At 64.4% G+C, this 23,980-nt stretch carries 25 protein-coding genes and 1 pseudogene; 10 read left to right on the top strand and 16 right to left on the bottom strand.

The window, feature by feature from the left end; all coding sequences use genetic code 11:
* The 4 genes from AOQ71_RS48570 to AOQ71_RS26725 form a co-directional block, all read left to right on the top strand.
* The coding region (locus tag AOQ71_RS48570; RefSeq protein WP_249762048.1) for a transglycosylase domain-containing protein at positions 1–1,409 on the top strand (1,409 nt) is incomplete at its 5' end.
* Between the two features lie 9 nt (positions 1,410–1,418).
* Positions 1,419–1,997 carry a DUF1214 domain-containing protein gene (locus AOQ71_RS26735; protein WP_057753060.1) on the top strand — a complete coding sequence of 193 codons (579 nt, stop codon included), beginning with the start codon at positions 1,419–1,421 and terminating at the stop codon, positions 1,995–1,997.
* Entirely contained in the window at positions 1,994–2,578 is a 585-nt protein-coding gene (locus AOQ71_RS26730; protein ID WP_057753059.1) for a DUF1254 domain-containing protein, read from the top strand. Before AOQ71_RS26735 ends, AOQ71_RS26730 begins: the two co-directional genes overlap by 4 nt.
* Before the next feature lie 78 nt (positions 2,579–2,656).
* Positions 2,657–3,679 (top strand): DJ-1/PfpI family protein, encoded by a 1,023-nt coding sequence (locus AOQ71_RS26725; protein WP_245317159.1) that lies wholly within the window; start codon positions 2,657–2,659, stop codon positions 3,677–3,679.
* Between the two features lie 157 nt (positions 3,680–3,836).
* Here the strand turns inward: AOQ71_RS26725 and AOQ71_RS26720 are convergent, their stop codons facing one another.
* From AOQ71_RS26720 to AOQ71_RS26710, 3 genes are all read right to left on the bottom strand, one after another.
* Positions 3,837–5,018: an MFS transporter gene (locus tag AOQ71_RS26720; protein ID WP_057753057.1), complete on the bottom strand. Its 1,182-nt coding sequence runs from the start codon at positions 5,016–5,018 to the stop codon at positions 3,837–3,839.
* Positions 5,019–5,102: 84 nt separating this feature from the next.
* Entirely contained in the window at positions 5,103–6,470 is a 1,368-nt protein-coding gene (locus tag AOQ71_RS26715) for an NAD(P)-binding domain-containing protein (protein ID WP_057753056.1), read from the bottom strand.
* Positions 6,471–6,518: 48 nt separating this feature from the next.
* The gene (locus AOQ71_RS26710; RefSeq protein WP_057753110.1) at positions 6,519–6,836 is read right to left on the bottom strand and encodes an ArsR/SmtB family transcription factor; all 318 of its coding nucleotides are present in this window, start codon (positions 6,834–6,836) and stop codon (positions 6,519–6,521) included.
* A 470-nt stretch (positions 6,837–7,306) separates the two neighbouring features.
* Here AOQ71_RS26710 and AOQ71_RS26705 point away from each other — a divergent pair, with 470 nt between their 5' ends.
* Both AOQ71_RS26705 and AOQ71_RS26700 read left to right on the top strand, forming a co-directional pair.
* Positions 7,307–8,053 (top strand): Crp/Fnr family transcriptional regulator, encoded by a 747-nt coding sequence (locus AOQ71_RS26705; protein ID WP_057753055.1) that lies wholly within the window; start codon positions 7,307–7,309, stop codon positions 8,051–8,053.
* 245 nt (positions 8,054–8,298) lie between these two features.
* A complete protein-coding gene (locus AOQ71_RS26700; protein WP_057753109.1) occupies positions 8,299–9,756 on the top strand; it encodes an adenylate/guanylate cyclase domain-containing protein in 1,458 nt (485 codons plus the stop codon).
* 317 nt (positions 9,757–10,073) lie between these two features.
* Here AOQ71_RS26700 and AOQ71_RS26695 read toward each other — a convergent pair whose 3' ends face one another.
* Positions 10,074–10,499, bottom strand: coding sequence for a hypothetical protein (locus tag AOQ71_RS26695; protein ID WP_083514509.1), 426 nt, complete (start codon positions 10,497–10,499; stop codon positions 10,074–10,076).
* Between the two features lie 250 nt (positions 10,500–10,749).
* Positions 10,750–10,875: a hypothetical protein gene (locus AOQ71_RS49795; protein ID WP_283809615.1), complete on the bottom strand. Its 126-nt coding sequence runs from the start codon at positions 10,873–10,875 to the stop codon at positions 10,750–10,752.
* 145 nt (positions 10,876–11,020) lie between these two features.
* Here AOQ71_RS49795 and AOQ71_RS43925 point away from each other — a divergent pair, with 145 nt between their 5' ends.
* Positions 11,021–11,167 carry a hypothetical protein gene (locus AOQ71_RS43925; protein WP_245317157.1) on the top strand — a complete coding sequence of 49 codons (147 nt, stop codon included), beginning with the start codon at positions 11,021–11,023 and terminating at the stop codon, positions 11,165–11,167.
* Positions 11,168–11,263: 96 nt separating this feature from the next.
* On the opposite strand, the gene AOQ71_RS26685 is transcribed toward AOQ71_RS43925, so the two are convergent.
* The 6 genes from AOQ71_RS26685 to AOQ71_RS26660 form a co-directional block, all read right to left on the bottom strand.
* On the bottom strand, positions 11,264–12,028 hold the full coding sequence (locus AOQ71_RS26685; protein ID WP_057753053.1) for a hypothetical protein: 765 nt from the start codon (positions 12,026–12,028) through the stop codon (positions 11,264–11,266).
* A gap of 2 nt (positions 12,029–12,030) precedes the next feature.
* Positions 12,031–12,225, bottom strand: a complete 195-nt coding sequence (locus tag AOQ71_RS26680) for a hypothetical protein (RefSeq protein ID WP_057753052.1) — start codon at positions 12,223–12,225, stop codon at positions 12,031–12,033.
* Entirely contained in the window at positions 12,225–12,668 is a 444-nt protein-coding gene (locus tag AOQ71_RS26675; protein ID WP_057753051.1) for a hypothetical protein, read from the bottom strand. The genes AOQ71_RS26680 and AOQ71_RS26675 overlap by 1 nt, the downstream gene beginning before the upstream one ends.
* Positions 12,669–12,694: 26 nt before the next feature.
* On the bottom strand, positions 12,695–16,102 hold the full coding sequence (locus AOQ71_RS26670; RefSeq protein ID WP_057753050.1) for a CHAT domain-containing tetratricopeptide repeat protein: 3,408 nt from the start codon (positions 16,100–16,102) through the stop codon (positions 12,695–12,697).
* A 217-nt stretch (positions 16,103–16,319) separates the two neighbouring features.
* On the bottom strand, positions 16,320–17,081 hold the full coding sequence (locus AOQ71_RS26665; RefSeq protein WP_057753049.1) for a hypothetical protein: 762 nt from the start codon (positions 17,079–17,081) through the stop codon (positions 16,320–16,322).
* Between the two features lie 15 nt (positions 17,082–17,096).
* Positions 17,097–17,285, bottom strand: coding sequence for a hypothetical protein (locus AOQ71_RS26660; protein ID WP_057753048.1), 189 nt, complete (start codon positions 17,283–17,285; stop codon positions 17,097–17,099).
* Positions 17,286–17,540: 255 nt separating this feature from the next.
* Here AOQ71_RS26660 and AOQ71_RS26655 point away from each other — a divergent pair, with 255 nt between their 5' ends.
* Positions 17,541–18,515, top strand: a complete 975-nt coding sequence (locus AOQ71_RS26655) for a DUF2336 domain-containing protein (protein ID WP_057753047.1) — start codon at positions 17,541–17,543, stop codon at positions 18,513–18,515.
* 79 nt (positions 18,516–18,594) lie between these two features.
* Here the strand turns inward: AOQ71_RS26655 and AOQ71_RS26650 are convergent, their stop codons facing one another.
* The 3 genes from AOQ71_RS26650 to AOQ71_RS26640 form a co-directional block, all read right to left on the bottom strand.
* The gene (locus AOQ71_RS26650; RefSeq protein WP_057753107.1) at positions 18,595–18,939 is read right to left on the bottom strand and encodes a DUF1491 family protein; all 345 of its coding nucleotides are present in this window, start codon (positions 18,937–18,939) and stop codon (positions 18,595–18,597) included.
* A 63-nt stretch (positions 18,940–19,002) separates the two neighbouring features.
* Positions 19,003–19,716 (bottom strand): peptidoglycan-binding domain-containing protein, encoded by a 714-nt coding sequence (locus AOQ71_RS26645; RefSeq protein WP_057753046.1) that lies wholly within the window; start codon positions 19,714–19,716, stop codon positions 19,003–19,005.
* Entirely contained in the window at positions 19,709–21,550 is a 1,842-nt protein-coding gene (locus AOQ71_RS26640; protein ID WP_057753045.1) for a PAS domain-containing sensor histidine kinase, read from the bottom strand. The genes AOQ71_RS26645 and AOQ71_RS26640 overlap by 8 nt, the downstream gene beginning before the upstream one ends.
* A gap of 408 nt (positions 21,551–21,958) precedes the next feature.
* On the opposite strand from AOQ71_RS26640, the gene AOQ71_RS26635 reads away from it, so the two are divergent.
* Positions 21,959–22,396 (top strand): DUF5330 domain-containing protein, encoded by a 438-nt coding sequence (locus tag AOQ71_RS26635; RefSeq protein WP_057753044.1) that lies wholly within the window; start codon positions 21,959–21,961, stop codon positions 22,394–22,396.
* A 69-nt stretch (positions 22,397–22,465) separates the two neighbouring features.
* Positions 22,466–22,894 (top strand): SufE family protein, encoded by a 429-nt coding sequence (locus tag AOQ71_RS26630; RefSeq protein ID WP_057753043.1) that lies wholly within the window; start codon positions 22,466–22,468, stop codon positions 22,892–22,894.
* A 129-nt stretch (positions 22,895–23,023) separates the two neighbouring features.
* Here the strand turns inward: AOQ71_RS26630 and AOQ71_RS26625 are convergent, their stop codons facing one another.
* Both AOQ71_RS26625 and AOQ71_RS26620 read right to left on the bottom strand, forming a co-directional pair.
* Entirely contained in the window at positions 23,024–23,440 is a 417-nt protein-coding gene (locus AOQ71_RS26625; protein WP_057753042.1) for a Ros/MucR family transcriptional regulator, read from the bottom strand.
* 162 nt (positions 23,441–23,602) lie between these two features.
* Positions 23,603–23,980 (bottom strand): annotated as a pseudogene (locus tag AOQ71_RS26620) (DUF308 domain-containing protein); the annotation flags it as partial.

Here is a 23,980-nt window from a genome sequence, read left to right as displayed (position 1 = left end):
CCCGCCGCAACCCCGCCTTCGCCGTCGACCGCCGCGACGAGGCTTCGCCGAACTATTATCTCGACTACGCCTTCGACGAGATGCGCAAGCTGGTCGACACCTTCCCGAAATCCTACACCGAGCGCGTCTTCGTCGTGCGCCTCGCCATCGACACCAACGTGCAGAAGGCGGCGGAAGACGCGATCGAGAACCAGCTGCGCCAGTTCGGCCGCGACTACCACGCAACGCAGGCCGCGACCGTCGTCGCCGATCTCGACGGCGGCATCCGCGCCATGGTCGGCGGCCGCGATTACGGCGCGAGCCAGTTCAACCGCGCCACCGACGCCTATCGCCAGCCGGGCTCGTCCTTCAAGCCTTACGTGTACACCACCGCGCTCCTGAACGGCTTCACGCCGAACTCGGTCGTGGTCGACGGCCCTGTCTGCATCGGCAATTGGTGCCCGCAGAACTATGGTCATTCCTATTCCGGCGCGGTGACGCTGACGCAGGCGATCACCCGCTCGATCAACGTCGTGCCGGTGAAGCTGTCGATCGCGATCGGCCAGAAGGAGCAGCCGAAGGCGCCGAACCCGGCCAAGATCGGCCGCGCCAAGATCGTCGAGGTGGCGCGCCGCTTCGGCATCAAGGCGCCCCTGCCCGACACGCCGTCGCTGCCGATCGGCTCGGACGAAGTCACCGTGGTCGAGCACGCGGTGGCCTATGCGACCTTCCCGAACCGCGGCAAGTCGGTGACGCCGCATTCGGTGCTGGAGGTGCGCACCGGCGCGGGCGATCTGGTCTGGCGCTGGGACCGCGATGGTTCGAAGCCGAAGCAGGCCATTCCCGCCAATATCGCCGCCGACATGGCCGGCATGATGAGCCACGTCGTCAGCGAAGGCACCGCGCGCCGCGCCGCGCTCGACGGCATTCCGACCGCCGGCAAGACCGGCACGACGAATGCGTATCGCGACGCCTGGTTCGTCGGCTACACCGGCAATTTCACCTGCGCAGTCTGGTACGGCAATGACGACTACTCGCCGACCAACCGCATGACCGGCGGCTCGCTGCCGGCGCAGACCTGGCACGACATCATGGTCGCCGCGCATCAGGGCGTCGAGGTCAGGGAGATCCCCGGCATCGGCATGGGCCAGAAGCTGCCGCCGCAGCAGATTGCGAACGCGCAGGCCAATGCAGGACCGAAGGTGCTCGAGACCAAGCCCGGTCCGCCGCCGGTGCTGACCAAGCGCGGCGCCGACATCCTGGTTCGCGTCGAGAAGCTGCTCGACGACGCGGCCAAGACCGCGAACAAATCGGCTGCCGACGACAGCACGAAGCCGGCCAAGCCGACATCGTCGACGAGCGCGCTTGCCTTCCCGCAGAATTATGCGGCGGAGGAGAACGCGGGCGCATCCACCCCGCGCAAGAACTGATCTGATCCCGTGCGGCTGCTCCTGATCACATTGACGGCCCTGCTGCTCGCGACCGTGGTCGGCTTGGGTGCGACCTGGATGACGACGACGCGCGGCACCGAGATCGGCGCGCTGACCATCGGCGCCTGGACCGCGCGTCCGCGCACCGGCACCGCCGACGTCGATCCCTATTCGCGCGCCACCATCGTGCGCAACGGCGAGCTGCCGATCGGCACCGGCGACGGCGTCGCCTTCACCGCAACGACCGACGACAAGAAGAAGGCGCTCGACGGCCGCTGCGACGTCGTCGTGTCGGGCGTGACCCCGCCGGCGCGGTTCTGGACGCTGACGCTGTACGATCGCAAGGGCCATCTCGTCGCCAACTCGCTTGCCCGCTACGGCTTCACCAGCCAGGAGATCGTGCGCGCCTCCGACGGCTCGTTCGAGATCCACATCGCCGCACGCTCGCGCGCCGGCAACTGGCTGCCGACCGGCGGCATCGAGCGCTACGCGCTGATGTTCCGCCTCTACGACACGCCGGTCGGGGTTGCGACGCGCACCCAGCGCGATGCGCCGATGCCCAGCATCTCCACGGTGGGCTGCTCATGATCCGCCTCGCGTTCACTGTTGTCGCCGGCGTGGTGCTGGGCCTCGTGGTCCATCTCGTCAGCGTGCTGGCGCTGCCGCGGATCGCAACGCAGGACGCCTATTCGCGCCTGACGCCGATGACCAAGCTCAACGGCGTGACCCAGCTGCCGCTGGCCGATCCGCAGACCTCGCCGATGCCGTTCATGGACCCGGCCTTCGCGCTCGCGATCTGCCGCTATGATCTTTCGGGCGGGCCGATCAAGCTCACCGTGCCGGTGAGCCAGGCCTATACGTCGGTGTCGTTCTACACCCGCAACGAGATCGCCTATTACGCCATCAACGACCGCTCGGCCGGCAAGAAGGTGATCGAGCTCGATTTGATGACGCAGGCGCAGCACGATGCATTGCCCGAGGACGAAGAGATCACCGCGGCCGACCGCCTGATCATCGACTCTCCCAGCACGACAGGCCTGATCCTGATGAAGGCGCTGGCCGCCGAGCCCGGCCTGATGCCGCAGGCGCAAGCGACGTTGCAAGCAGCGACCTGCGCACCGCAGACCGAAGCGCCCGCCAAGGCCGAGGCGCCGCGCGGCCGGCGCTGAGGCGCGGGGGGTTGAGACGCCCTCGAAGCCAGACCTTCGAAAACAACCCCATGCACAGTAGCGGGGACATTGAAGCGATTGGCGATTTTGACCTCGCGCCGGAGCGGACGCTTGCAGGGTCGAGGCATCGCCCTGCCCGCCTCATTTTTCCGCTTTGACACGTCGGGCAAAACACTGGCAGAATGGCATGATCGAGAGATCGTCACACCCGCACGGAAAAATCCGCTGCGGGTTTTTTCATGTCGGAACGATCGATGGGTTGCTATCATGTTGCATGACCAACGCGATCCAGCACGCGCAAGAAAATCCTCGGAGGAAACCATGAACCGTCGTGAGTTTGGCGTCGCTCTTGGTGCGCTACCTCTTCTGTCGTCCGTTGTTCAAGCAGTGTCCGCGGCGGAGCCATCACAGCCGCCAAAGCCCAAAATCGGCATGCTGATCTATCCAGGCATGATCCTGCAGGACCTGGTCGGGCCGCAGACCGTCTTTTCGATCCTCCAGGCCGACACCAGGCTGGTCTGGAAGGACAAGAACCCGGTCGCAACGGATGTCGGCATCGCTCTGTCCGCAAACGATACGTTTGACACCTGTCCCGCGGAGCTGGATGTCCTGTTCGTCCCCGGCGGCCTCGGCGGATCCATCGCCTGCATGAAGGACGCGGACGTCATTGGCTTTGTCGAATCGCGTGGGGCACGCGCGCGGTATGTGACAAGCGTTTGCACAGGGTCTTTGGTTCTTGCCGCTGCGGGCTTGCTCAGAGGATATCAGGCCACATCGCATTGGTATGTTCGCGACCTGCTGCCCTTGATGGGCGCCACGCTCAAGGCAGAGCGCGTGGTCGAAGACCGCAATCGTCTCACGGCCGGCGGCGTGACCTCCGGGATCGATTTTGGGCTGACGCTTGCAGCCCGCCTCGCTGACGAGGACACGGCCAGGCGGATACAGCTCCTGATCGAATACGATCCAAAACCACCTTTCGCCGCTGGTAGCCCGGAGGACGCTGGCCCGGCGCTGACGCGCGATATCCTCCAGCGCCGAGCGCCTCTTATCGCGTCGGCCCGCAAAGAGGCCGAGATGGCCAAAGAGAGGTTGGGTATCTAAAGCGCGATGAGATCGGGATGAATCATCATCGCGCTTAGGTTATTCTTTGAGCATGATCTTTTCGGAAAACCGCTTCGCACATTTCCGGATTACGCTTTAGTGTCTCAGACTCAAAGAAATGGGATCAATTCGAAAAACGGCGACGAAACACCCGCGCTCACGATGGCTGCTTTTCCCAGCGAGCCATTCGCGCCCACAGCAGCGCCAATGGTCCGAGCAGAATTCCAGCCGCAAGAACGATGAAAACCAGCAGCCAGCCACGCGCACTCTGCGGGCCGCCTGCGGCGTCGAGCGCGACGCCTGTCCCCCAGGCACCGAGGGCAGAGAGTCCGAAGCCGACGGTGGAATGCAGGGCCAGCGTGGCGCCACGATGCTCGGATACGGCCGCAGCGGACATGCCCGCCGTCAACGCGCCGGAATCCGCCGGGACCGTCAGGCCATAGATCATCAGCAACAACGCAACCACCCACGCCGGCGCGGACGCGTTGAAACCGATGATGATCGCGACGCAGGCCGACGCAAGCATCACGACCGTGATGGCGCGATGTCGTCCGAATTTCAATGCGGCCTCGTTGCCGAGGATGCTGGCCGGCATCGAGATCACAGCAAAGCAAAAGCTCAGCAGCACGGGCGTCAACCACGAGGGCGCGCTTTGACGCGCAACGACGAAGGTCCAGAAGCCAACCAGCCAGGTGCGGATGCCGTAGAGCTCGAAACAATGCGCGCCGTAGCCGAAGATGTAGCCGAGCGCCTCGCGGTTGGCGAAGACGGGCACGAAGTTGAGCAATCGCCCTGCCTTCGGGGCGGGTTGCTGCTCCCGCAGCAAAAAAAGGCACGCCACGACCATCGCGACGGGACCGAGCCCGGTCACCACAAAGGCGGTCCGCCATCCCCAACGATCGGCGATCAGCTGCGCCGCCAGGAACGACAGGCCGACGCCGACCGAAAAGCTCGACGTGTACAACGTGACGGCCCGCGAGGTGTCGCCGGCTGGCAGCCGGTCCGTCAACGCCTTCAAACCGGGCATGTAGGCGCCAGCAAATCCGAGTCCCGCGAGGGACCAGATCGCCGCGCCCGACCAGAATCCTTGTGCGAAGATGCCAAAGGCCACGGTCGCAAGTCCGCTGGCGATCGAGCCCCAGAGCAGCACGAGCCGCGCATCGATGCGGTCGGTCAACGTTGTCAGCAAGGGCACCGCGAGCATATAGCCGAAGGCATAACCACTCGCCATCAATCCACCTTCGGCGGCGGAGAGTCCCCACGCCGGCATCAGATGCTGCGCCAGATTCGCGGACAACGTGACATGCGGCAGCAAATTGCCGACCTGGCCGATGCACATGACCGCGATCAAAGACCGACCGCTCAGACTATGAATAGCTTCCCCCTCTTACGACCAAGACGACGGCGTCCCAACCGGCACGGCTCATGCGCAACCACAACCGGATGCGCCGGCCTTCTTTGCCGTTTCATCGGCGGCACAGCAGGCCGACGCCTCTTGCTTCGCCGGCCCGCCGCAGCATCCCGCGGCACTCGTCGTCTCGACGCCGCCGCGGGTGCAGACACCGGTTTCCGGCAGCACAAGCTCGACTCTCGCCGCGGCCTTCTTGTCGCCGGCGATGTCGGCCGCAATCGAGCGCACCTGCTCATAGCCGGTCATCATCAGGAAGGTCGGCGCGCGGCCATAGGACTTCATGCCGGCGAGGTAGAAGCCCGGCTCATCATGGGAGAGCTCGCGCGCGCCGTGCGGGCGCACGGTGCCGCAGCTGTGCTCGTTGGGATCGATGAGCGGCGCCAGTGCGACCGGCGCCTCGATGACCGGATCGAGCCGCAGGCGCAGCTCGGACAGAAACGAAAAGTCGGGACGGAAGCCGGTCGATACGATCAGCTCGTCCACGACCACGCTTCGCGCAGCGCAGCCGGAGCCGGCCGAGACCTCCAGGCGGCCCTCGGACTCCGAGAGATGCGTGACGCCGAACTCGGTCTCGACCCTGATCTTTCCTGACGTCACGAGCGCAGCAAAGGCACTGCCAAGCTCGCCGCGCGCGGCAAGCTTGTCGTTGCGACCGCCGCCGAAGGCCTTTGCCGGGTCAGCGCCGCGCAACAGCCAGACAGGCTGCGTTTCCGGCACCTCCTCGGCGAGTCGAGCAAGATCGATCAGCGTGCCGACCGCGGAGTGGCCGGCACCGAGCACTGCAACTTTCTTGCCGGCATATCTGGAACGATTGATACCTCGCACGTCGGGCATGCCAATGGCAACGCGGCTGGCGCACTCCGCCTCGCCGATCGCCGGCAGGCCGTTGCTGCCGGCCGGATTGGGAGAGAACCATGTGCCTGAGGTATCGATCACGGCATCAGCGCGCAGAACCTCCGGCCCCTTGCCGTTCTGGTAGCGGATTTCGAAAGGCGCCTGCTCCCTGCCCTTCGTCTTCGCCTTGTCGAAGCCGACGCGGCTGACGGCCGAGACCTGGCTCGAGGTGCGGATCACCTCGCGCAATGGCGTCCGCGTGACGAGCGGCATGAGATATCCCTCAAGCAGTTCGCCGCCGGTCGGATAAGCCTGGGGGTCAGGCGAATTCCAGCCCGTCGGCGCGAGCAGACGCGCTGCGGCCTTGTCGACATTGTATTCCCATGGCGAAAACAGCTGGACGTGTTGCCACTGGCGGATGGCATGTCCCGCCTCCGGCCCGGCTTCCAAAACGATCGGCGACATGCCGCGCTCCAGCACGTGCGCGGCCGCCGCGAGGCCGACTGGCCCGGCCCCGATGATCGCAATCGTCTTCGCTTCGCTCATTTCGTTAGTCCCATCATTCTAGAATCATCGAACAACCGATCAAAAAAATCAGGCCGCCGATTGAGAGCCTCCGCATCCGATTTCGTCCGCACAGCACTCCGCCGCCAGGAAGTCCACCAGCCCGCGCATCGCGTCGAAGTTCGCGTGACAAACGAGGGTGGTGGATTCCCTGATCTGGCTGACGAGCCCGACCGCAACCAGAGACTTGATGTGGTGGGACAGCGTCGATGCCGGGATCTTCAGCCTGTCCTGCAAGCGGCCGACAGGCATGCCGGAGTGTCCGGCCCGAACCAGGGCACGATAAATCTGCAGCCGGGTCCGGTTACCCAAAGCTTCCAAGCGCGCCGCTGCATCGTCGATCTTCATGACACGCATCATGCTCCCGCCCGGACCTGCCGTCAACGGTATTTCTAGAATGTTGGAAATATAGGTTCGAACCGCGCCCTGAGATTTTCGGAATTGTCGGTCCCGAAGGCTGATGCCAGCTTTTGGGCCCGTCTAAAGCGCGATGAGATCAGGATGAATCGTCATCGCGCTTTAGGTTATTGTTTGAGCATGATCTTTCCGGAAAACCGCTGCGCGCTTTTCCGCATCATGCTTTAGCCTGGCCTGCTTCTGGCCCTTTGACCCAGGAGCGACTTGAGCGTCCGGCGTATTCTTACCCAAATGAGTAAGCTGAGCGCTTCCCCGCTGTCCTTGCAGCCGTCGAAAGTCCTCTTTGAAACAATCCGCCTTGTGCTAGTTTACCGGCATCACCGGCCGAGGCTCTGCCGTAGGCGTCGGTGGCTGAGAGACCAGCGTGCTCCCGCCTGCATCCGCAACGGGGAGCGCTGCCAATGCCGCACCAAAAGCTCATTGAACGTTTGCTTGCAGTCAGCAGGCTGTCGAATGGCGAGCAGAAAGCGCTGGTCGGTTTGCCGTACGCCGTGCGCAATCTGGCCGACGGAGACATTGTCGTGCATCAGGGTGATCGCGCCTCCTGCTGCACCGTATTGATGACCGGCTTCCTGTCGCGGCAACGGGTCATTTCAGACCGAAATCAAATATCGGCCTTTTACGTTCCCGGCGACATCCCGGATCTTCACGGTTTGCATGTGCCGACCATGGATCACGACCTGTGCAGCACGGGCCCGTCGACGATCGCCACCGTCAGCCACGTTGTGCTGAGGCAGGTCTTAGAGGACTTCCCCGCGCTCGGTTACGCCCTCTGGGGAGAGACCGTTATCCAGGCGGCAATTTATCGAAACTGGGTAGAGAACCTCGGAGCACGCGCTGCCCTTCCGCGCGTTGCCCATTTACTCTGCGAACTTGCGACGCGACTGCAGCAGGTCGGCTTGGCAACCGGTGGCAGAATGAACTTGCCATTCACACAAGCTGACTTTGCCGATGCTTGCGGCCTTTCGACCGTGCACGTCAATCGCACAATCCAGGAACTGCGACGTCGGCGCTTGATCGACTGGCAAAGCCAAACGCTGGAATTGCTGGAACGTGCAGAGCTGGAATCCATTGCGGAGTTCAATCCAGACTATGTGCTTGGAAGATCGAAGCTCGCGCCGGACCAAAGCCCGCTGAGATTGGGTTGAATTCGTCATCGCGCTTTAGCTCTTTGTTTTGAGCATGATCTCCGCGCAAACGCGTTCCGCTGATGTCGCGAGGGAAAACCGCTTCGCACTTTTCCGGATCATGCTCTAGCGACGAAGACGGCCCTGTCCGACCCGATTGGTGCACGGCAACGTATCGCCGTTGTGTTATGCTTGGATCGCCAGCCGGATCGCCCGCGCTGCGAGATTGATATTTTTTGCTGGATCGGCACCATCAGGAGCTGTCGATGACATCCATTGACGAACGGCTTCTCGAAAGCAAGATGACCCAGATCGAGCAGGCCAGGGCCTGGAGCCCGCGGGTCATTTCCAAGTTTGAAACCCTGATCCGTAGCGGCGACGAGGTCAGCATCTTCCGCGCCAACCCCTTGGCGTTCGCTCGAGATCGCGGTGTGGCTGAGCCGGAAGCGATCGACCTGTTCCTCCACGCCGCTCGCGCCGGACTGGTCGACCTGCATTGGGACATTCTGTGCCCCCATTCCGGCCTGGTACTGGAAAGCTTCGGCAAGCTGCGAGCACTCCGGAGTCATTTCGTCTGCGGGCTGTGCGATATCGACGGTGAGACGGACCTCGACGACTTTATCCAAGCTTCTTTCTGCGTCTCGCCGCAAGTACGGCGCCTCGCATTGCACGACGTTGACAACCTCTCGATCGAAGACCTGCATTGGAAGCTGAAATTTGCTGACAGCGGGCGGCTGCCCGGCGGACAAACTCGATTTGTTGATGTTCTGCGCACTCTCGTGCGCGGCATGACATATCTGCCACCAGGCGTGACCACGACCCTGCAGACCGAGATTAACCCCGGCGCCCTCTCAGGGGTTAACGTCCAGACGCAGGCCGGCTTTGCACTTTCAGTCGTGGACTCCTCGGCACCCCCGCCCAGCAATCCGACAGTCATTCGCATCACCTACGATGGGCAACGCTTCACATCCGCTGTTTCGGCTGTGCCGTCGGGACGTGCCGTCTTCGAGATCAGCAATACGGGCACGAAGCGCGGCTCGGTGCTCTTGATTAACTGGCCACCTGAGATCGTAGCTATGCCAGAGAAGCCGACACTCGAGTTTGACCCCTACGTGTCTGGCGGCATGCTGCTGACGCGGCAGACTTTCCGCAAGCTCTTCCGCTCCGAGCGGGTGGACGAGGAGGAAGGCCTCGGCGTCCGGCAGGTGACCCTCCTGTTCACCGACCTGAAGGGCTCGACCGCTCTTTACGAGCATCTCGGAGATCTCAACGCCTATGCGCTGGTCAGGGAACATTTCGCTCTGCTCGACGCCGTCGCCCAACGGCATGCTGGTGCTATCGTGAAGACCATCGGAGATGCCGTCATGGCTGCGTTCTCCCGGCCGGCAGACGCAGTCGCAGCGGCGCTCCAAATGTTGCAAGGAATCGGCCAGTTCAACTTCGAGCGAGACCAGCCCGCCATTGTCCTCAAAATGGGCGCACATTGCGGGCCCTCCATCGCGGTGACCCTCAATGAAAATCTCGACTATTTCGGCCAAACGGTGAACATAGCGGCGCGGGTGCAGTCGTTCGCGGATGCCGGTGAAATCTGTCTGACGGAAGCGCTCTACACGGCGCCTGGTGTTCGCCAGCTGCTGACGGGACACGACGTCGAGGAATTCGATGCGCCACTGCGCGGCGTGGAAGGGAGCGCACGAGTCTATCGCATCACCGGTCGATCGTAGCCAATCGCTCGGGTCAAATTGAGGTCTCCTCGGGGGCTGCATGAGCGTTGACGCACCGCCATGGTGCGGCATCCGGGTTCAGAGCTTCGTTGGGGCCGGGCGATCATTTAAATTAGACCGCGGAGGAACAACTTGATATTTGTTAGGTTGACCCAGCGCCATCGCAGTGGGGCGCGCAATGCCAGAAGACGATTTATCCAGCAAGGCAGAGCGGGCCCTCGTGACGATTGCACTCAGCACTGCGATGCTCATCATGTGCCTCGCATCCCTGCTATACAGATAAGGCCCGCATTCGGGGATGGATGACCTGCGTCATCCTACCGCTCCTCGGTCGGATGCACCCATTTGTACGGCGTGATGCTCCGCGTTTCCGTCAGCTTGATCATGTGGACGGGCGGCGCGGACCGGCCCTTGCGACATGAGCGGCACTTCAGCGAGGCCTCCAGCTTCCAGATCGGCGTATCGCGGGGACGGCGGATCGCATCGAGCGGCAGGCTCGCGCGCGACTTGCACCTGACGCACTCGACCTCGAGCCAGGAGAGGCCGCCGTTGAGGCACTGCCCGATGGTCGGCGAGGGCTGCGCGGGACCGCCGTAACCTTCCATGCGCACCGACCAGGCTTCGGCCTCGGCACGATCGGCCTCGCGTACCGCCTTCTTCGCTTGCTCCCGCGCATGCTTGGCGGAAATCTCCGCCCCCATGATGCGGCCGCTCCAGATGACCTCACGTGATTTGGTGCTCATGCCGCGATCAAAGCAACGTGACCGCGCGTTGGCAAATTATCGATGGCTGGTAGGTCGGATCCAGAGACCGCCACTGCGTATCGTGGGTGTGGACAACTGACGGGTTGGATTCTATCGCGACGTCACGATGAGACGGTCAGAGCAGCGACGGGACCGATCTCGTGCCCTCCGCGAGATCGCCGTGCGCTGCTTTGCGCTCATACAAAACCGCCCCTGACACGGGTCAAGGGCGGTTTCAAAACAAGAGGGATCAGTGGCCGGTGCCCGGCTTGGTGGTTTTTGGCGGCTTGCCGTCTTCCATCCGACCTTCGTTGCGAAGATCACGGCCCTCCTGGGCCTTGCGCTGGCTGCTCGGATCCTTGCTGTGCTCGTTCATCTCTTCCTTGATGTAGCCGGAGTTAACGCGTGGGCGAAGCTGGCGTTCCGGCGCTGCAGATCCTGTGACCGGGGAACGCAAGGGCCTGCCCTGCGTTACGGAACAAATGAGCCAGGTCCGACGAAGAATACGGCAGGAGAAGACGTTGAGCGAAAGGCTCGCCGAGGCTGCGCGCGAAGCCCGCGCGCAGGCGCAGCTTCTGCCGGATGGACAATTGCGAGATGTTCTCCTGGAAAAGGCGCGCCAGTACGAAGCGCAAATACCGCTCAATGCATTTCTGGGACAGCGATGATCAATCCGGACTGCCGTGCCTATGGCTGGTCTCATCGCCGAGACCTGTCTCCTCGGTGACGAAGCTGCAGCGCGGCCGCGCAGCAACCAGCAATAACTATCCGAGCAAGCCCTTCAGGCCGGCATAGATCGAGCCCACCGCGGTCGCGGCGACGCCGGCTAGCGGGCCGATGGTCTGCATCAGGTCCTGAATCAGGCGGGCGCGGCGGCGGAGCTGTTCCTCGCCGACATGCTGCCCGAGCAGGCGCGCCATCCTGAAGGCGAATGCATTGGGCTTGCCGCCCTGGCCCAGGACGCGCGGCAAGACCTGAAAGATCACGACCCCCAATATGTTTCCGGACACGAAGGCGAGCAGGATGCTCGCGCCGTATTCGAACACTTCGCGCCACTCGACCCACACCGTCGGCAGGATCGGAACATCGTCGTGAAATCCGGTCACCGTCAGCATCGCCTGGATGCTGACGCTGGCGAGCAGCAGCGCCAGCACGAACGCCCCCCATGTCGAGACCCGATGCAGGGGATAGGCTGCGAACCCGAACAGCAGCGGGATGACGATCGAGGCGATGCGGAGCGGAATTGGCGACAGATTGAACGTGATGGTGATTAGAACATGCGCGAGCGTGAGCAGGACGGACGGAATGACGACGTAGAGAACGGCATGCGTCCCGTAATAGCGCAACGGATTCTTGTAGCGCTCGAGCCGGACATTGACGCGATCGAGATCGCGCCTCAACCTGTCCAGCTCGGCAACGATGTCGTCGATCTCCAGCAGCGTCGGCCGCACCACGCGCAGATCACGCGAGCAGTGCTTGCACGCGATGGCCTCGTCCTTGATCGTCTCGGCGCAGAATGGACACTCCATCGTCAGCGCGACGTCCTGCGCCGCATGATGGTCTCGATCTCGTCTCTGGCGCGCGCCAGCTCATCGCGCAGCTGGTCGCGCTTGCGCAGGAGATCGTCGCGCTCGGCAATCAGTGTCGCGGGCACGGCGATGTCGCGCGAACAGGACGCACAGACCAGCGCGCGATCGGCATTCTCGGCCTGGCAGTACGGACACATCACTTGGGTGCGACCTTGAGGGTGAAGATGGCCGTGCCGGGCCGCCCGTCACTGTCCTTGATGTCGACCCGCATGGTGTAATCGCCGGGCGGCAATTCCGCGTCCTGAATGTTGATGCCGTCGGCCTGGACGAACGGCTTGATGCGGGGCGTCAGATCGACGTTCGGCGTGCGGAGGAAGATCACCTTGACCGATTCCGGATCGATCTTGGCGCCGCCGAACGACTCGAATTTCAGGTGCAGCTTCAAGGGAGAGGCGACGGACTCTCCGGGCGAGACGAACTCCACCTTGGGGCCGCGCAGGATGCCGCGCCGGTCGGCCGCGACCGCGCCCTTCGGTGGCGGCAGCTTGGCCTCCTCTTCGGTGATCAATTGCGTCGCCCGCGAGGTTCCCGAAAACAAGAGACCTGCCGCAACCAGCCCCAGCAAGAAATTCCGCGTCATTGTTCTTCCCAACCTTCCGGTGTCAATCATCGCACGCCGCCATCACCGATGATCGTATACGGCGCCCAGAACAGCGGGTGCGCGTAGGCGAACTCGGTTTTGCCCTCGCCGTTCAGGTAACCGGGACCATCGACCAGAGCCATCATCGCCTGCCGCAGCGCTTCGCTCCGCGACAGTTTTGCATCGTCGGCCTGCCGCTTGAACAGATCGGTCACGAGCTGGCGGGCCGATTGCGAATGCACCGACCAGTTGGTCACCAGCAGTGCGCGCGTTCCCGCATAGAAGAACGCGCGGCCAAGGCCGGAGGCGGCCTCGGCGCCGGCCCCTGCGCCGGCGCCGGTGTTGCAGGCGGACAGGATGACCCAGTCGGCGTCGAGCTTCAGGCCGAGGATCTCCTCCATGGTGAGGAGGCCATCTCCGCCCTCGCCCGTCACCGCCGGCGACGACAAGGCAAGAGCGGGCTGCGTCAGGCCGTTGAGCTCGCCCGGCACGAGACCGTGGGTGGCGAACGCCAGAATCCTGAACCCGGAGAGATTCATCGTCTTCACGGCGCTCTCGGTCGCATTCTTGCCGAGGAACAGCACTTTGGAGGGATCCGCCTGCAAGGCCAGCGCAATCGATTTGAGCTCGTCGGCCGTATCAGGGAGACGAGGCAATAGCCCGAGCTCGGCGCTGTCGACGCCTTCGAGCTTCGGGCTGCTGCGACGCTTCAGCGGCATGCCGCGCGTGACGTTGCCGCCGACATCGGCGACCTGCACCTTGCCGTCGGCGCTTTCTGCCTCGGCCTGCTGCTCCTTGTTGAAATAGGGATCGCCGAATGCCACGAGATCGCTGCGGCCGGGCTTGCCGGGCGGCAGCTGCCGCAGCGTGCGCAGCGCCGCGGCCGACGGAACCGTCGAGACGGCATGGGTCCGCGCCAGCCAGGGCACGTTGCGATAGCCGACGAACAGCGGATCCTCCTCCACAGCCACCTCTGCGGGTGCAGTCGGGAGTAGCGACAGCGGCAACAGGCCGAGCGCGCCGTTGGTCACTACGATCAGGTTCTTGGCGGGCTTCCATCCGCTCTCGACCGGCCTCAGCAACAGCTCGTAGAGCTCATAACCGAGCTTCAGGTCGAATGGCGGAATGTCCGAGATCATCGCCGCCTGCGGCTCCAGCGCCTCGCGCAGCTTGCGGATCTTGGTCTCGATGTCGCCGCTCCTGGCATTGACGGCGGCAAAGGCCACCGGGCCCGATTTCGGCACGGCCCAGACGAAGCTGCCGTTCTGGCCGAAATAGAACGACAACATCGCTTCATTGTCCGACAAGATCGCGCGGATCTCGGCAACGCTCGGCGGCTTCGGCGAAACCAGATCGGCATACACAGGGAATTTCTGCTTGATCTCCTGGCGCGCCTTGTCGCGTTCACCGCGCAAGGCCGTGATCGACGCCTGGATCTGCTGCGCCCCCTTCTCGTCGCGCTCCGCCGAGGGAATGGCGAGGACGTTGTTGAGCGTGCCGAGCTGGGCGTTGACCTGCTTTGTCAGGTCCTGCTCCTTGCGCACGAGCTCGGCCAGCGCGGGATCCTTGGCGGCGGCACGCGCGCTTGAGGCCGCGAGCGCCTGCTGCACCGAGCGGCCACGGATGGCATCGGCAAGACTGAACGTCTCCTCGCCCACGGCGCCGCTGGTGCCCTCGGCCCGCGCGAGCAGCAGCAGGTAGCTCTCGACGATGGCCTGCAGCCGCTGGCTGCGCGCGGCCACCACGGTGGTGTTCTCGTCGTCGGCGTTCTCGTTCGCATTCGCCATCATGATCGGAATGGCGGCCTTGAACTCCCTGATGGCGTCGGCATCGCGCCGTGCGCGCATCAGGCCGATCGCCAGGGTGCCGCGCGCCGACGCCGCATCGAAATGGTTCTCGCCGACCCGCCCGACCTGCTTCTTGACCAGTTGCTCGGCGGCGGCGATGCCGGCGTCGAGCTGGCCGGAATTGTAGAGCGCGAGAATGCGCGCCGGATTGAGCTCGATGACCTGGCGGCGCTGCGGATCCCAATTGGCGACCGCCTTGTCGATCCGCGCAAACATGTCGCTGGCTTCGGCATTGTTGCGCCGCAGGTTGAGAATGCCGGCGAGCTGCGACAGCAGCTGCACGGTCGATTGCGAGTCTTCCGGCACGCCGACCGTCTTGTTGATCTCCAGCGCGACGCGGCCGAGCTGCTCCGCTTCCTCGTAACGGCCCTCATCGACCAGGATGCCGGCCAATCCCATCACATAACGCGGCATCACCGGATTGTACTTGCCGGTGTCCTTCAGGCGCGACAACAGCGCCCGGCGCGCGTCGACCTCGGCTTCGGCGAGCCTGCCCTGCCGCGCCTTCATGCGCGCCTGGCTCAGAACCAGATAGTCGATGGTCTGCAGGACGACGGTTTCAGCGGGAGGGTTGTCCGACTCCATCACGGCCTTCATGCCGGCGCGCTTGCGCTGCTCGGCCAGACGATAGGAGGCTTCGGCTTCCTTGAACTGCCCGCGCGCCTCGAAGATCATGGCGCGGGTGCCATCGATTTCAGCCTCCCAATTCTGCCCCATCTTCGCATAGGAGGCGCGCCATCCGGGCAGGCCGCTGGTGCGAGCCTCCTGGATCCCGGCCAGGCTGCGGCGCAGATAGGCTTCGGCCTGCGGGATGTCGCCCATTTGAATGAGAATGCCTGCGATCGAGCGATTGGCGTTGAACAGATACCCCTTTGCGCCCGGCGCGGTGGCGACCTCGCGCAACTGCCTCTGCATGATCTCGAGTGCGCGCTTCGGATCGCCGGCGTTCGAATATTGCAGGGCGGCCAGCTGCGTCAGCCGACCCATCATGTTTGCGCTGATGGCGCCGCGTCCGACCTCGATGGCCTTGTTGGCGTCGGTGATAGCTTCGGCAAGCCGTCCGAGCTGGGCGCGCGCATTGGCGCGATCGAAATAGAACTGGGCGAGATCCTCGCGGGACTCCTTGCCCGTGGGCGTCGAATCCGCGTCCGCCTTCAGCTCCGCGATCAGCTTCTCGTTCGGCTTTTCGCTGTCGAGGATCGCGGTGATGTCGGAGATGGTGCGCGGCGGCGCGATGAAATCCTTGGGCAGTGCGGTCCCCGGCGCCAGCTTGGGCGCCTCTTCCTTCGGTACCTCGACGGCGACATTGGCGCGGCCGTTGGCGGCATTGAGCGCCGCCATCACGCAGGCTTTGACCTGCGGCGAGGCCTTGGCGCGGCATGATTCCCGATCGGCACCGCCGCCCGCATGCATGCAGGCCTGCACGATCGGCTTGCCGACGGTCATCCTGCAATTCTCGAGTGCCGCCTCCTTGGTCAGCGCGGCAGCCGTCCCGGTCGATCCCAGGAGAACGGCGAGGACTAGCAGTTTTCGCGGCAGGGGAACTTCCAGACGGCTCTTGACCGGACTCGCGGCGTGGAGGCTCATCGCGAACGACCTTTGAGTGAAATCACTTGAAGAAACGAGCTGATCCTACCCCTATTGCGCGGCAGGACAATCACCAATCGGTAGGGTGGCGGAAGCTCAAGAGGGGTGGCGGCAGCCGTGGGCACCGGTTCCTCGGGCGGACGTGCCGGAGGGGGCGGCGCAGGTTGATCGCGGGTTGTCGGGCTGCTCGTGCCCGGACGACGGGAGCGGTCCGCGCTCAGCCCTTCGAGACCACCGCGCGGCCGTAAGGCGGCTGCGAGATGACAGGCGGATTGGCGGTTTGCGCGGCGAGTTCGCCGATCAGGCGGTCGGCGTCGGCGGCCATGCCGTCGGGCGCCTGGATTACCAGCCGCTCCAGCGCCCAGCGATAGGACGAGACGCGCTGCTCGAGGCTTTGCTGCACCCACTGGACGATCAGCGAGTTCTCCTGCATGCGCGCGACGGCGTCCGCCTTTTCCTGTGGCGACAGCGCGGAGACCCGCGCCATGCTGGCGTCCCGCTTCCTGTCGAGATCGATGACGCGGATCGCGCAGGCAAAGAACGGCTCGAAGCGGGTGATGTCGTTGCGCACGTCCTCGATCAGTTGCGCATAGCGCGAGGCGTGCGAGCGATGCGGCTCGTCGATCAGCGTACGGCCGTACATGGTGCGGTCGAACACGACCTTCTGGCGCCACGGTGCCGGCAGGGCCTTGTAATCGCCGAACACGCTCTTCCAGGCCGGCCGGGACAGCGGCGGCTCGATCATGGGATAAGCGAGGTCGCGAAGCTGGCGCTCCTCGTCGGTCAACTGGAATTGGGAGGACTTCAGTCCGAGGCTCCCGGTGGCCTCAAGGCCAAGCCAGCCGTGCATATCGTCGCTGCGCATGTCGGCGCGGGTGCGGCCGAAATCACCGCCGCTGCAGCCAGCGAGCGCGGTGCCCAGGGCTGCGAACAGAATGGCCGATCGAATGGTGCGGAGCTGATGGATGGAGTGCGGCATTGCAAAAGCCGCAATTCAGCGGCGACGACGGCGGCGCCCCGGCGCGGTGCCCTGCTCCGGTCCACGGTCGCCGCTGGTTTCGTCGCTGTCGCGCTCGATGCGGATGACGGGAAGGATCAGAATCGTTCCCATATCCGCGCGCGGTGTGACGTCCCCCGACGAGCCCACCCGGCGACCGGCCGGAAATTCGATGATGGTCCCCATGTCAGCTCTCTCAACTGCCGCGCGATCGAACGCGCGCCCCAGCACATGGGGGTCATTAGGATCAGTTTATGGTTAACGGGGTGTAAACATGGCTGTTGGACCGTAACCGCACGGACCATTGGCTCGCCGTCCCGAAGAGAGACGAAATCGCTCGAATTGAGCGGGTTTGCTTCACATTTCGTTTTCCTTAAGCAACCTTTAAAGGAACCCTTGATAGGCTGAGACGACAGTTCTTCCGAAGTTGCGTACGCCTCCATGACCAAGTCGCTGTTTCCCGGATTCGACGGGCTGATGACACTCTCCCGCCGCGAGGGCGTCGATGTTCGCCCCACCCTGCTGCGCGTGTTGACCGATCTCTATGTCCAGGCCAGCACCCACACCGATGACGAGCAGCGCCAATTCATCGAGCTTGCGACGCGGCTGATCGATCAGGTCGACGACCCGACGCGCGCGGCCGTCAAGGCGAAGCTTGCGATCTATCCGCACACGCCCGTGCCCGTGCTGCAAAAGCTCGGCCTGGTCGCGGCGCAGGAAGGCCGCCGCGTGCCGCTCGCGCGCACAATCCCGGAAGCTACGCTTATCCCCTCGCCCGCCCGCGCGCCGACGGACGCGGAAGCGCACATGGCCGCCAACATGGCGATGCAGCCGAAGGAAGCGGCCGAGATCCACGACACGTTCTTCAGCGCCGATGCGAGCCAGCGCGCGCTGATGCTGCAAAACCTGGCGCAGACGCCGCTGAAGGCCGCGCCGCGGATTCCGACCGTGCATGCCAAGCGCGCGATCCAGGTCCTGGAGATGGCGGCGATCGCGGGCGATGTCGACAGCTTCACCTACGAGCTCGGCGACACGCTGATCCTGCCCTCGCGCGTCGCAACGGAGATCGTCGAGGACGCCGGCGGCGAGGCGCTCGCGGTTGCCGCGCGCGCTCTCGACATGCCGAGCCCGAACTTCCAGCGCATCCTGCTGTTCTTCAAGCCCGCGATCGGCACCTCCGTGAACGAGGTCTATCGGCTGTCGCGGCTCTATGACCGCATCAGCGACCGCTCGGCGCTGGTGATGCTCGCCGCCTGGCGCGGCTCGACGCTCGCCGTCACGCGCACGAAATATCAGCCGTCGCTGCATGACAGCGACCGGCAGCGCGCACGCGGAGCGTCCAGCCCGTCGCGGCCGAGCGTGCAGCCGGGATCGAGCCCGGCGGTGCGCACGGGCTCTAGCGGATCAGAGCGCTAAACTTTCCACGTCGTCATTGCGAGCCACCGGGTCCGCGCGAAGCGCGGCCCCGGTGCCTCGCAATGACGGTGAGGATGGATCAGGTCTTCGCCAATTCCAGAAAGTGCCGCCCGGCGCGGTCCTCGGTCTCGACGATCCAGGCATCCGGATCGAAGCGGAGCTCCTTGGTCAGGCGTTCTTCGACGGCAGACTCAGGCACGGGCTGTGGCGCAATCGGCACGAAGAAGCGATCGACCGGGCGGCCGTCGTCATAAGAGGTCTGCGGCGCCGGCACGTAAAGCATCGCGTTGCCGTCCAGCAGCGACACCTTGACGAACACCGCGCCCGCCTCCTCGGCGCCGCGATGGCGCACCGCGCCGAACACGCCCTCGGTCTGGCACCGGCGCAAGTAAGCTGAGACCCAGATATTCGATTTCAAACGCATGGACGCACGATAGGCGAGTGCCGCGCGCGGCACCAGCCTTCAAACTTCGCGAAGCGATGACGATTATTCGACGGGATGGCCGATCGCGGCGGCGAGCTCGCGCAGCAGGCGGTCCGACACCTGGCCGGTGACGGGCAATTTGTGCTGGCGCTCGAAGGTCTGGATCGCCGACTGGGTCTCGCCGCTCATCGTGCCGGTGATCTTCAAATTGCCATAGCCGTATTCGGACAGCGCGCGCTGCACGCCGGCGAGGCGACGCGCCGCCGGGCTCTGCTGCGGGATCGGCGCCGGCGGCCGCGCGACGGCAACCGAGGACGGGGCCGGCGTCGGTGCCGTGGCCTTGATCACCAGATTGGTCATGGGATCGCCGGAGCGCGGCGTCGAGGCGGTCGTTTCAGTGGGTTTCTCCGGCGGCTTCTCGGCCGGTTTGGGCTCGACTCGAAACTCGGTCGCCTTCGGCTCGAGCGGCGAGGTATCGGCGCCGACGGGGCGCGGCCGCGGCATGGGGCTCGAGAGCGACGCCGGCGACGGCGCAGGAAGATTGATCACGGTGCCGAACATCGGCGCCGGATGCCGGCCGGTCTGCAGGAACAGCGCGTTGGCAACGATAGCGCTGATGGCGGCGGCGGCGACGAGGCCGGCCAGCGTGTCCTTGGGACTATGCAAGAGCACGCGCAAGACGAGGTTGCGCTCGGTCTCGACATCGATGACCGCAGCCTTGGCCTTGGCGCCACGGCGGCGCGGAGCGGCTTCGTCGTTGGCAGACTTTTTAGGCACTTTTCTTCACCAGAGCAGGTTGGTCCTGAACGTCATGACGCAGCACCGGCGTGAACGTCGCGATCTTGCTCGCCACCGGCTTGGCTTGCGGCGGCGTATAGACGAGCGGCAGCTTGACCGTGACGGCGGTGCCCTCGCCGAGCTTGCTTTGTACCGTCAATTCGCCGAGATGCAACGCCACCAGGCTCTTCACGATCGAAAGCCCAAGGCCAGTGCCTTCATGGCGGCGCTCATAGGTCTTGCCGCACTGGAAGAACGGCGCGCCGATGCGCTTGAGATCGTCGGGCGCGATGCCGACGCCGGTGTCGCTGACGCGCAGGGTCAGCTGCGAAGCCGATGCCGATGCTGATACCGTGACCTGGCCGCTGCGCTCGGTGAACTTGACGGCGTTGGCGACGAGATTGAGCACGATCTGCTTGAAAGCGCGGGGATCGCCGGTCATCACGGGCAGATCCTGCGGCGCGTCGGTTATGAGGTCGATGCCGCGCTCGCGCGCCTTGAGCGCGAGCAGATTGCAGCAATGCATCAGCGCGGCGCGCGGCGCGAACGGCTCGGAGGCGATCTCGAAATTGCCCGATTCCATCTTCGACATGTCGAGGATGCCGTTCACCACCGACAGCAGATGCTGGCCGGAAGCGTTGATCAGCTCGGCATATTCCTTGCGCTGGCTGGCGGCCAGCATCAGGGTCTGCTCCTGCGCGATCATCTCGGAGAAGCCGATGATGGCGTTGAGCGGCGTGCGCAGCTCATGGCTCATGGTGGCGAGGAAGCGCGTCTTGGCGGCGTCGGCGGCTTCCGCCGCGTTGCGAGCCTGATCGAGCGCCTGCTCCGACAGCTTGCGGTCGGTGACGTCGCGCATCACCGCGACGACTTCGAGCTCGGCGGTGACGTCGCTGTAAGAATTCTGGCGCTGATCCTGGTCGAGCGGACGGCAGCGCATCTCGACCCAGATGAAGTCGATCTGGCCGCGCTCGGAACCGGTGGGATCGCGACGCAGCCGGAATTCGACGCTGCGGACCTCGCCACGCGCGGCGTCCGACAGCGCGGTGAGATAGGCCGGACGATCGGCGACATGGACGCGATCGAACAGGCCGTGGCCGAGCAGTTGCGCGACCGGCATGCCGAGCATGGCTTCCGCCGCCGGCGAGATGAACTGCACCGCGCCGTTGCGCTGATGCCGCGAGATCACATCGCTCATGTTGCGCGCGAGCAGGCGATAGCGCTCCTCCTCGCGCGAGAGCAGCGTGACGCTGGTGCGCGCAAGCGACTCGGCGCCGAAAGCAAGGCCCGCGGCATAAAGCGTCGCCGAGGCAACGCCGAGCGCCATCATCACGCCGCGCTGGGTTCCGCCGAGCTCGCCAGAAGGCAGCCAGCCGAGCAAGCTGAGCAGGATCAGGACGGCCGCGCAGGACAATGCGAGCAGCGAGGCGAAGGCCGCGACACGGCGCGAGGCCGACAGGGCGGCCTCCAGGGGAACCACGACCAGCCAGATCGCCGCGAAGGATTCGATACCGCCGGTCGTGACCGCGATGGCCATGATCAGTCCGGCAAGCGCCAGCGACGACAGCACATGGGCGCCCTCATAGCGCCCGGTGCGCGACAGGAACCAGGACAGCAGAATCGGCGCGATCAGCCAGGCGAGAGCCGCGACCTCGATCGCGCTCGGCGCGCCGCGCAGGACAAGATAAACGGGAAATGCGGCAAAAGCGGCCAGGCTTCCGAGAAGCCGCGGCGCCATGAAGGCCCGATGCCGCGCACGCGTCAGCGCATCGTAGCGCGCGGAGGGATGCAGCAGTGCATCGAGACAATCGCGGATGATACTCAAAACTGTCACGGGTCTCGCGCTTCGGCTCACTCGTCAAAAGACGCGCCGGAACGCCTCCTTGTCGTTGAGCCACCGTGTCAGAGCGACCTTAAACGAGTGCTAAGGCGGATCGGCGCGCGGCCGGACGCCGTATCTTCGTTGAGATTTTTAGGCGATTTGGCGATGTCATCATCGGTGATGGTGAACACAGGGTTTCGCCTTGCCCTTCATGGTTTCGAATTGGTGGATGTGCAGGTCCGGATCACCACGGACGGGCCGATCAATCGAAAATTGACGCGAACTCGCCCTGCGAAGTTTTTTGCGTAAATTTTCTGCGAATTAAGCTCAAGGCAATCACTTGCGATTTATCGAGAGTTGCTAGGTCACTGGCGCCGCGCGGAGATCGCCGCGTGCCAGATCTAACTACAGGTCGATAAGATGCGCTTTCTGCTTCGCATCACATTCTGGCTCGGGCTGGTGCTGGTGCTCCTGCCGCGGGACAAGACGCCCGAATCGGACAAGCGGCCGAATATCGGCGCTGCCGACGCGGTGCAGGCTGCGACCGCGGCCGTCTCCGACATGAGCCAGTTCTGCAAGCGCCAGCCGGCGGCCTGCGAGGTCGGCGGACAGGCCGCAACCATCATCGGCCAGCGGGCGCAGGACGGCGCGAAGAAGATCTACCAGATCATCAACGACAAGAAGGAGCAGATCACCAACGACAAGAATGAGAAGACCGACAAGAAGGCGCCCGACCATACCGGCTCCATTGCGGTGGCCGGCGAAGGCGATGCCATGGCGAGCGAGGCGCCTCGCGACACGCTGACCCAGGACGATCTTGCGTTGGAATGGCGCGGCCCCGAGGCGACGGCGAATTAGGCTCCGAATCCTATCGATTTCGACGCTTCGCGTGCCTATATTGGCCTGAACGGGAACCACAGGCCATCAATGACTTCGATCGACGATATCCGCGAGAATTTCGAGCTTCTGGACGATTGGGACGACCGTTACCGGTACGTGATCGAGCTCGGCCGCACCCTGGAACCGATGCCCGAGGCGGAACATTCGGCCGAGAACAAGGTGCAAGGCTGCGTCAGCCAGGTCTGGCTCCAGAAGCTGGTCGAACGCGACGGTGGTGCACCGATCCTGCGGTATCGCGGCGACAGCGACGCGCATATCGTGCGCGGGCTGGTCGCGATCGTGCTCGCGCTTTATTCCGGCCGCACGCCGCAGCAGATTCTCGAGACCGATGCGATTTCCGTGTTCAATGAGTTCGGCTTCCGCGATCATCTGACGCCGCAGCGCTCCAACGGCCTGCGCTCGATGGTGGAGCGGATTAAGACCGATGCGAGAGAGGCGTTGGCGGAGGCGTCTTAGCGCCTCATTGTGAGCTGCCGTATAGGGTGGGCAAAGCGGAGCGTGCCCACCATTTGCGTGTGACGGAGAGAATTCGTGGGCACGGCGCAAGTGCGCCTTTGCCCACCCTGCGAGATCTTGGGCGCTGCCCTACTTCCCCTTCTTCCGCTGCTGCTGTCCCAGGCCCATCTTCTTTGCCAGTTGCGAACGGGCCACCGCGTAGTTCGGCGCGACCATGGGATAGTCGGCCGGCAGGCCCCATTTCTCGCGATATTGCTCCGGCGTCATGCTGTACTGGGTGCGCAGATGGCGCTTCAGCGACTTGAAGCGCTTGCCGTCTTCCAGACACACCAGATAGTCCGGCGCGATCGACTTTTTCAGCGACACCGCGGGCTTTGCCGGTTCGAGCGGCGCCTCGACACGGCCTGACGACACCCGCGTCAACGCACCGTGCACCTGGCTGATCAGGTTCGGAATCTCGCCGGCCGGCGTCGGGTTATTGCTGAGATAGGCCGAGACGATGTTCGCCGTCAGCTCGATGAAATTCTTGCCCGCGGCATCCGACATGGCGCGACCTCTCTCCAATCCGGCTCCGTCGCGCTGCATTGGCGGCGATGAAGTATTCTCTGTCAACAATACGTTTGGCCGAAATACGACGACTGGCGAATATGAGCCGATTACTGATCTGGCGACAATAGCGGCGAGGCTTTACTTGAATGGGAGATACTTTCAGCCACCGCGCTGGTCGAGATGGGCGCGCAGCTCGTCGATCGAGGCAAAGCGCATCATGCCCTCGGGCATCTGCGCCTCGATCGAGCCGTCGGAATAGAGCGAATAGGCCATGCCGTCGACGATGCCGGATTTCAGCACCGTCACCTGCGGCTGTTCGGCTGGCGGCTCGGACGCAGGCGAAGCTGCGGTGGGTTGAGGCGCAGCCGGCTCGAAGGTCGATGACGGGCGGGGCGGCGGGGGCGGCGGCGGTGGACGACGCGCCACCGGTGGCTCCGGAGGCCGCGCACGGTCGGGCTTCGGCCAGGCATCGTCGAAGCTCGCATGCGGCGCATCCGGCGCGGCGGGCTCTGCCGGGGCAGGAGATGCCTGCGGCGG

This window comes from Bradyrhizobium manausense (assembly GCF_001440035.1).
GTDB classification, from domain to species: Bacteria; Pseudomonadota; Alphaproteobacteria; order Rhizobiales; family Xanthobacteraceae; genus Bradyrhizobium; species Bradyrhizobium manausense.
Note: the sequence above shows the minus strand (reverse complement) of the source record. Positions and strands in the feature narration are given on the sequence as shown.

Excerpts from the sequence above, each read along its gene's own strand:
- AOQ71_RS26635 (WP_057753044.1), top strand. The coding sequence starts at position 21,959 with ATGCGCTTTCTGCTTCGCATCACATTCTGGCTCGGGCTGGTGCTGGTG.
- AOQ71_RS26655 (WP_057753047.1), top strand. The coding sequence starts at position 17,541 with ATGACCAAGTCGCTGTTTCCCGGATTCGACGGGCTGATGACACTCTCC.
- AOQ71_RS26710 (WP_057753110.1), bottom strand. The coding sequence starts at position 6,836 with ATGAAGATCGACGATGCAGCGGCGCGCTTGGAAGCTTTGGGTAACCGG.
- AOQ71_RS26625 (WP_057753042.1), bottom strand. The coding sequence starts at position 23,440 with ATGTCGGATGCCGCGGGCAAGAATTTCATCGAGCTGACGGCGAACATC.
- AOQ71_RS26705 (WP_057753055.1), top strand. The coding sequence starts at position 7,307 with ATGCCGCACCAAAAGCTCATTGAACGTTTGCTTGCAGTCAGCAGGCTG.
- AOQ71_RS26650 (WP_057753107.1), bottom strand. The coding sequence starts at position 18,939 with ATGCGTTTGAAATCGAATATCTGGGTCTCAGCTTACTTGCGCCGGTGC.
- AOQ71_RS26685 (WP_057753053.1), bottom strand. The coding sequence starts at position 12,028 with ATGGAGTGTCCATTCTGCGCCGAGACGATCAAGGACGAGGCCATCGCG.
- AOQ71_RS26675 (WP_057753051.1), bottom strand. The coding sequence starts at position 12,668 with ATGACGCGGAATTTCTTGCTGGGGCTGGTTGCGGCAGGTCTCTTGTTT.
- AOQ71_RS26630 (WP_057753043.1), top strand. The coding sequence starts at position 22,466 with ATGACTTCGATCGACGATATCCGCGAGAATTTCGAGCTTCTGGACGAT.
- AOQ71_RS26660 (WP_057753048.1), bottom strand. The coding sequence starts at position 17,285 with ATGGGGACCATCATCGAATTTCCGGCCGGTCGCCGGGTGGGCTCGTCG.
- AOQ71_RS26730 (WP_057753059.1), top strand. The coding sequence starts at position 1,994 with ATGATCCGCCTCGCGTTCACTGTTGTCGCCGGCGTGGTGCTGGGCCTC.
- AOQ71_RS26715 (WP_057753056.1), bottom strand. The coding sequence starts at position 6,470 with ATGAGCGAAGCGAAGACGATTGCGATCATCGGGGCCGGGCCAGTCGGC.
- AOQ71_RS26720 (WP_057753057.1), bottom strand. The coding sequence starts at position 5,018 with ATGTGCATCGGCCAGGTCGGCAATTTGCTGCCGCATGTCACGTTGTCC.
- AOQ71_RS49795 (WP_283809615.1), bottom strand. The coding sequence starts at position 10,875 with ATGAACGAGCACAGCAAGGATCCGAGCAGCCAGCGCAAGGCCCAGGAG.
- AOQ71_RS26670 (WP_057753050.1), bottom strand. The coding sequence starts at position 16,102 with ATGAGCCTCCACGCCGCGAGTCCGGTCAAGAGCCGTCTGGAAGTTCCC.
- AOQ71_RS26700 (WP_057753109.1), top strand. The coding sequence starts at position 8,299 with ATGACATCCATTGACGAACGGCTTCTCGAAAGCAAGATGACCCAGATC.
- AOQ71_RS26695 (WP_083514509.1), bottom strand. The coding sequence starts at position 10,499 with ATGAGCACCAAATCACGTGAGGTCATCTGGAGCGGCCGCATCATGGGG.
- AOQ71_RS26680 (WP_057753052.1), bottom strand. The coding sequence starts at position 12,225 with ATGTGTCCGTACTGCCAGGCCGAGAATGCCGATCGCGCGCTGGTCTGT.
- AOQ71_RS26665 (WP_057753049.1), bottom strand. The coding sequence starts at position 17,081 with ATGCCGCACTCCATCCATCAGCTCCGCACCATTCGATCGGCCATTCTG.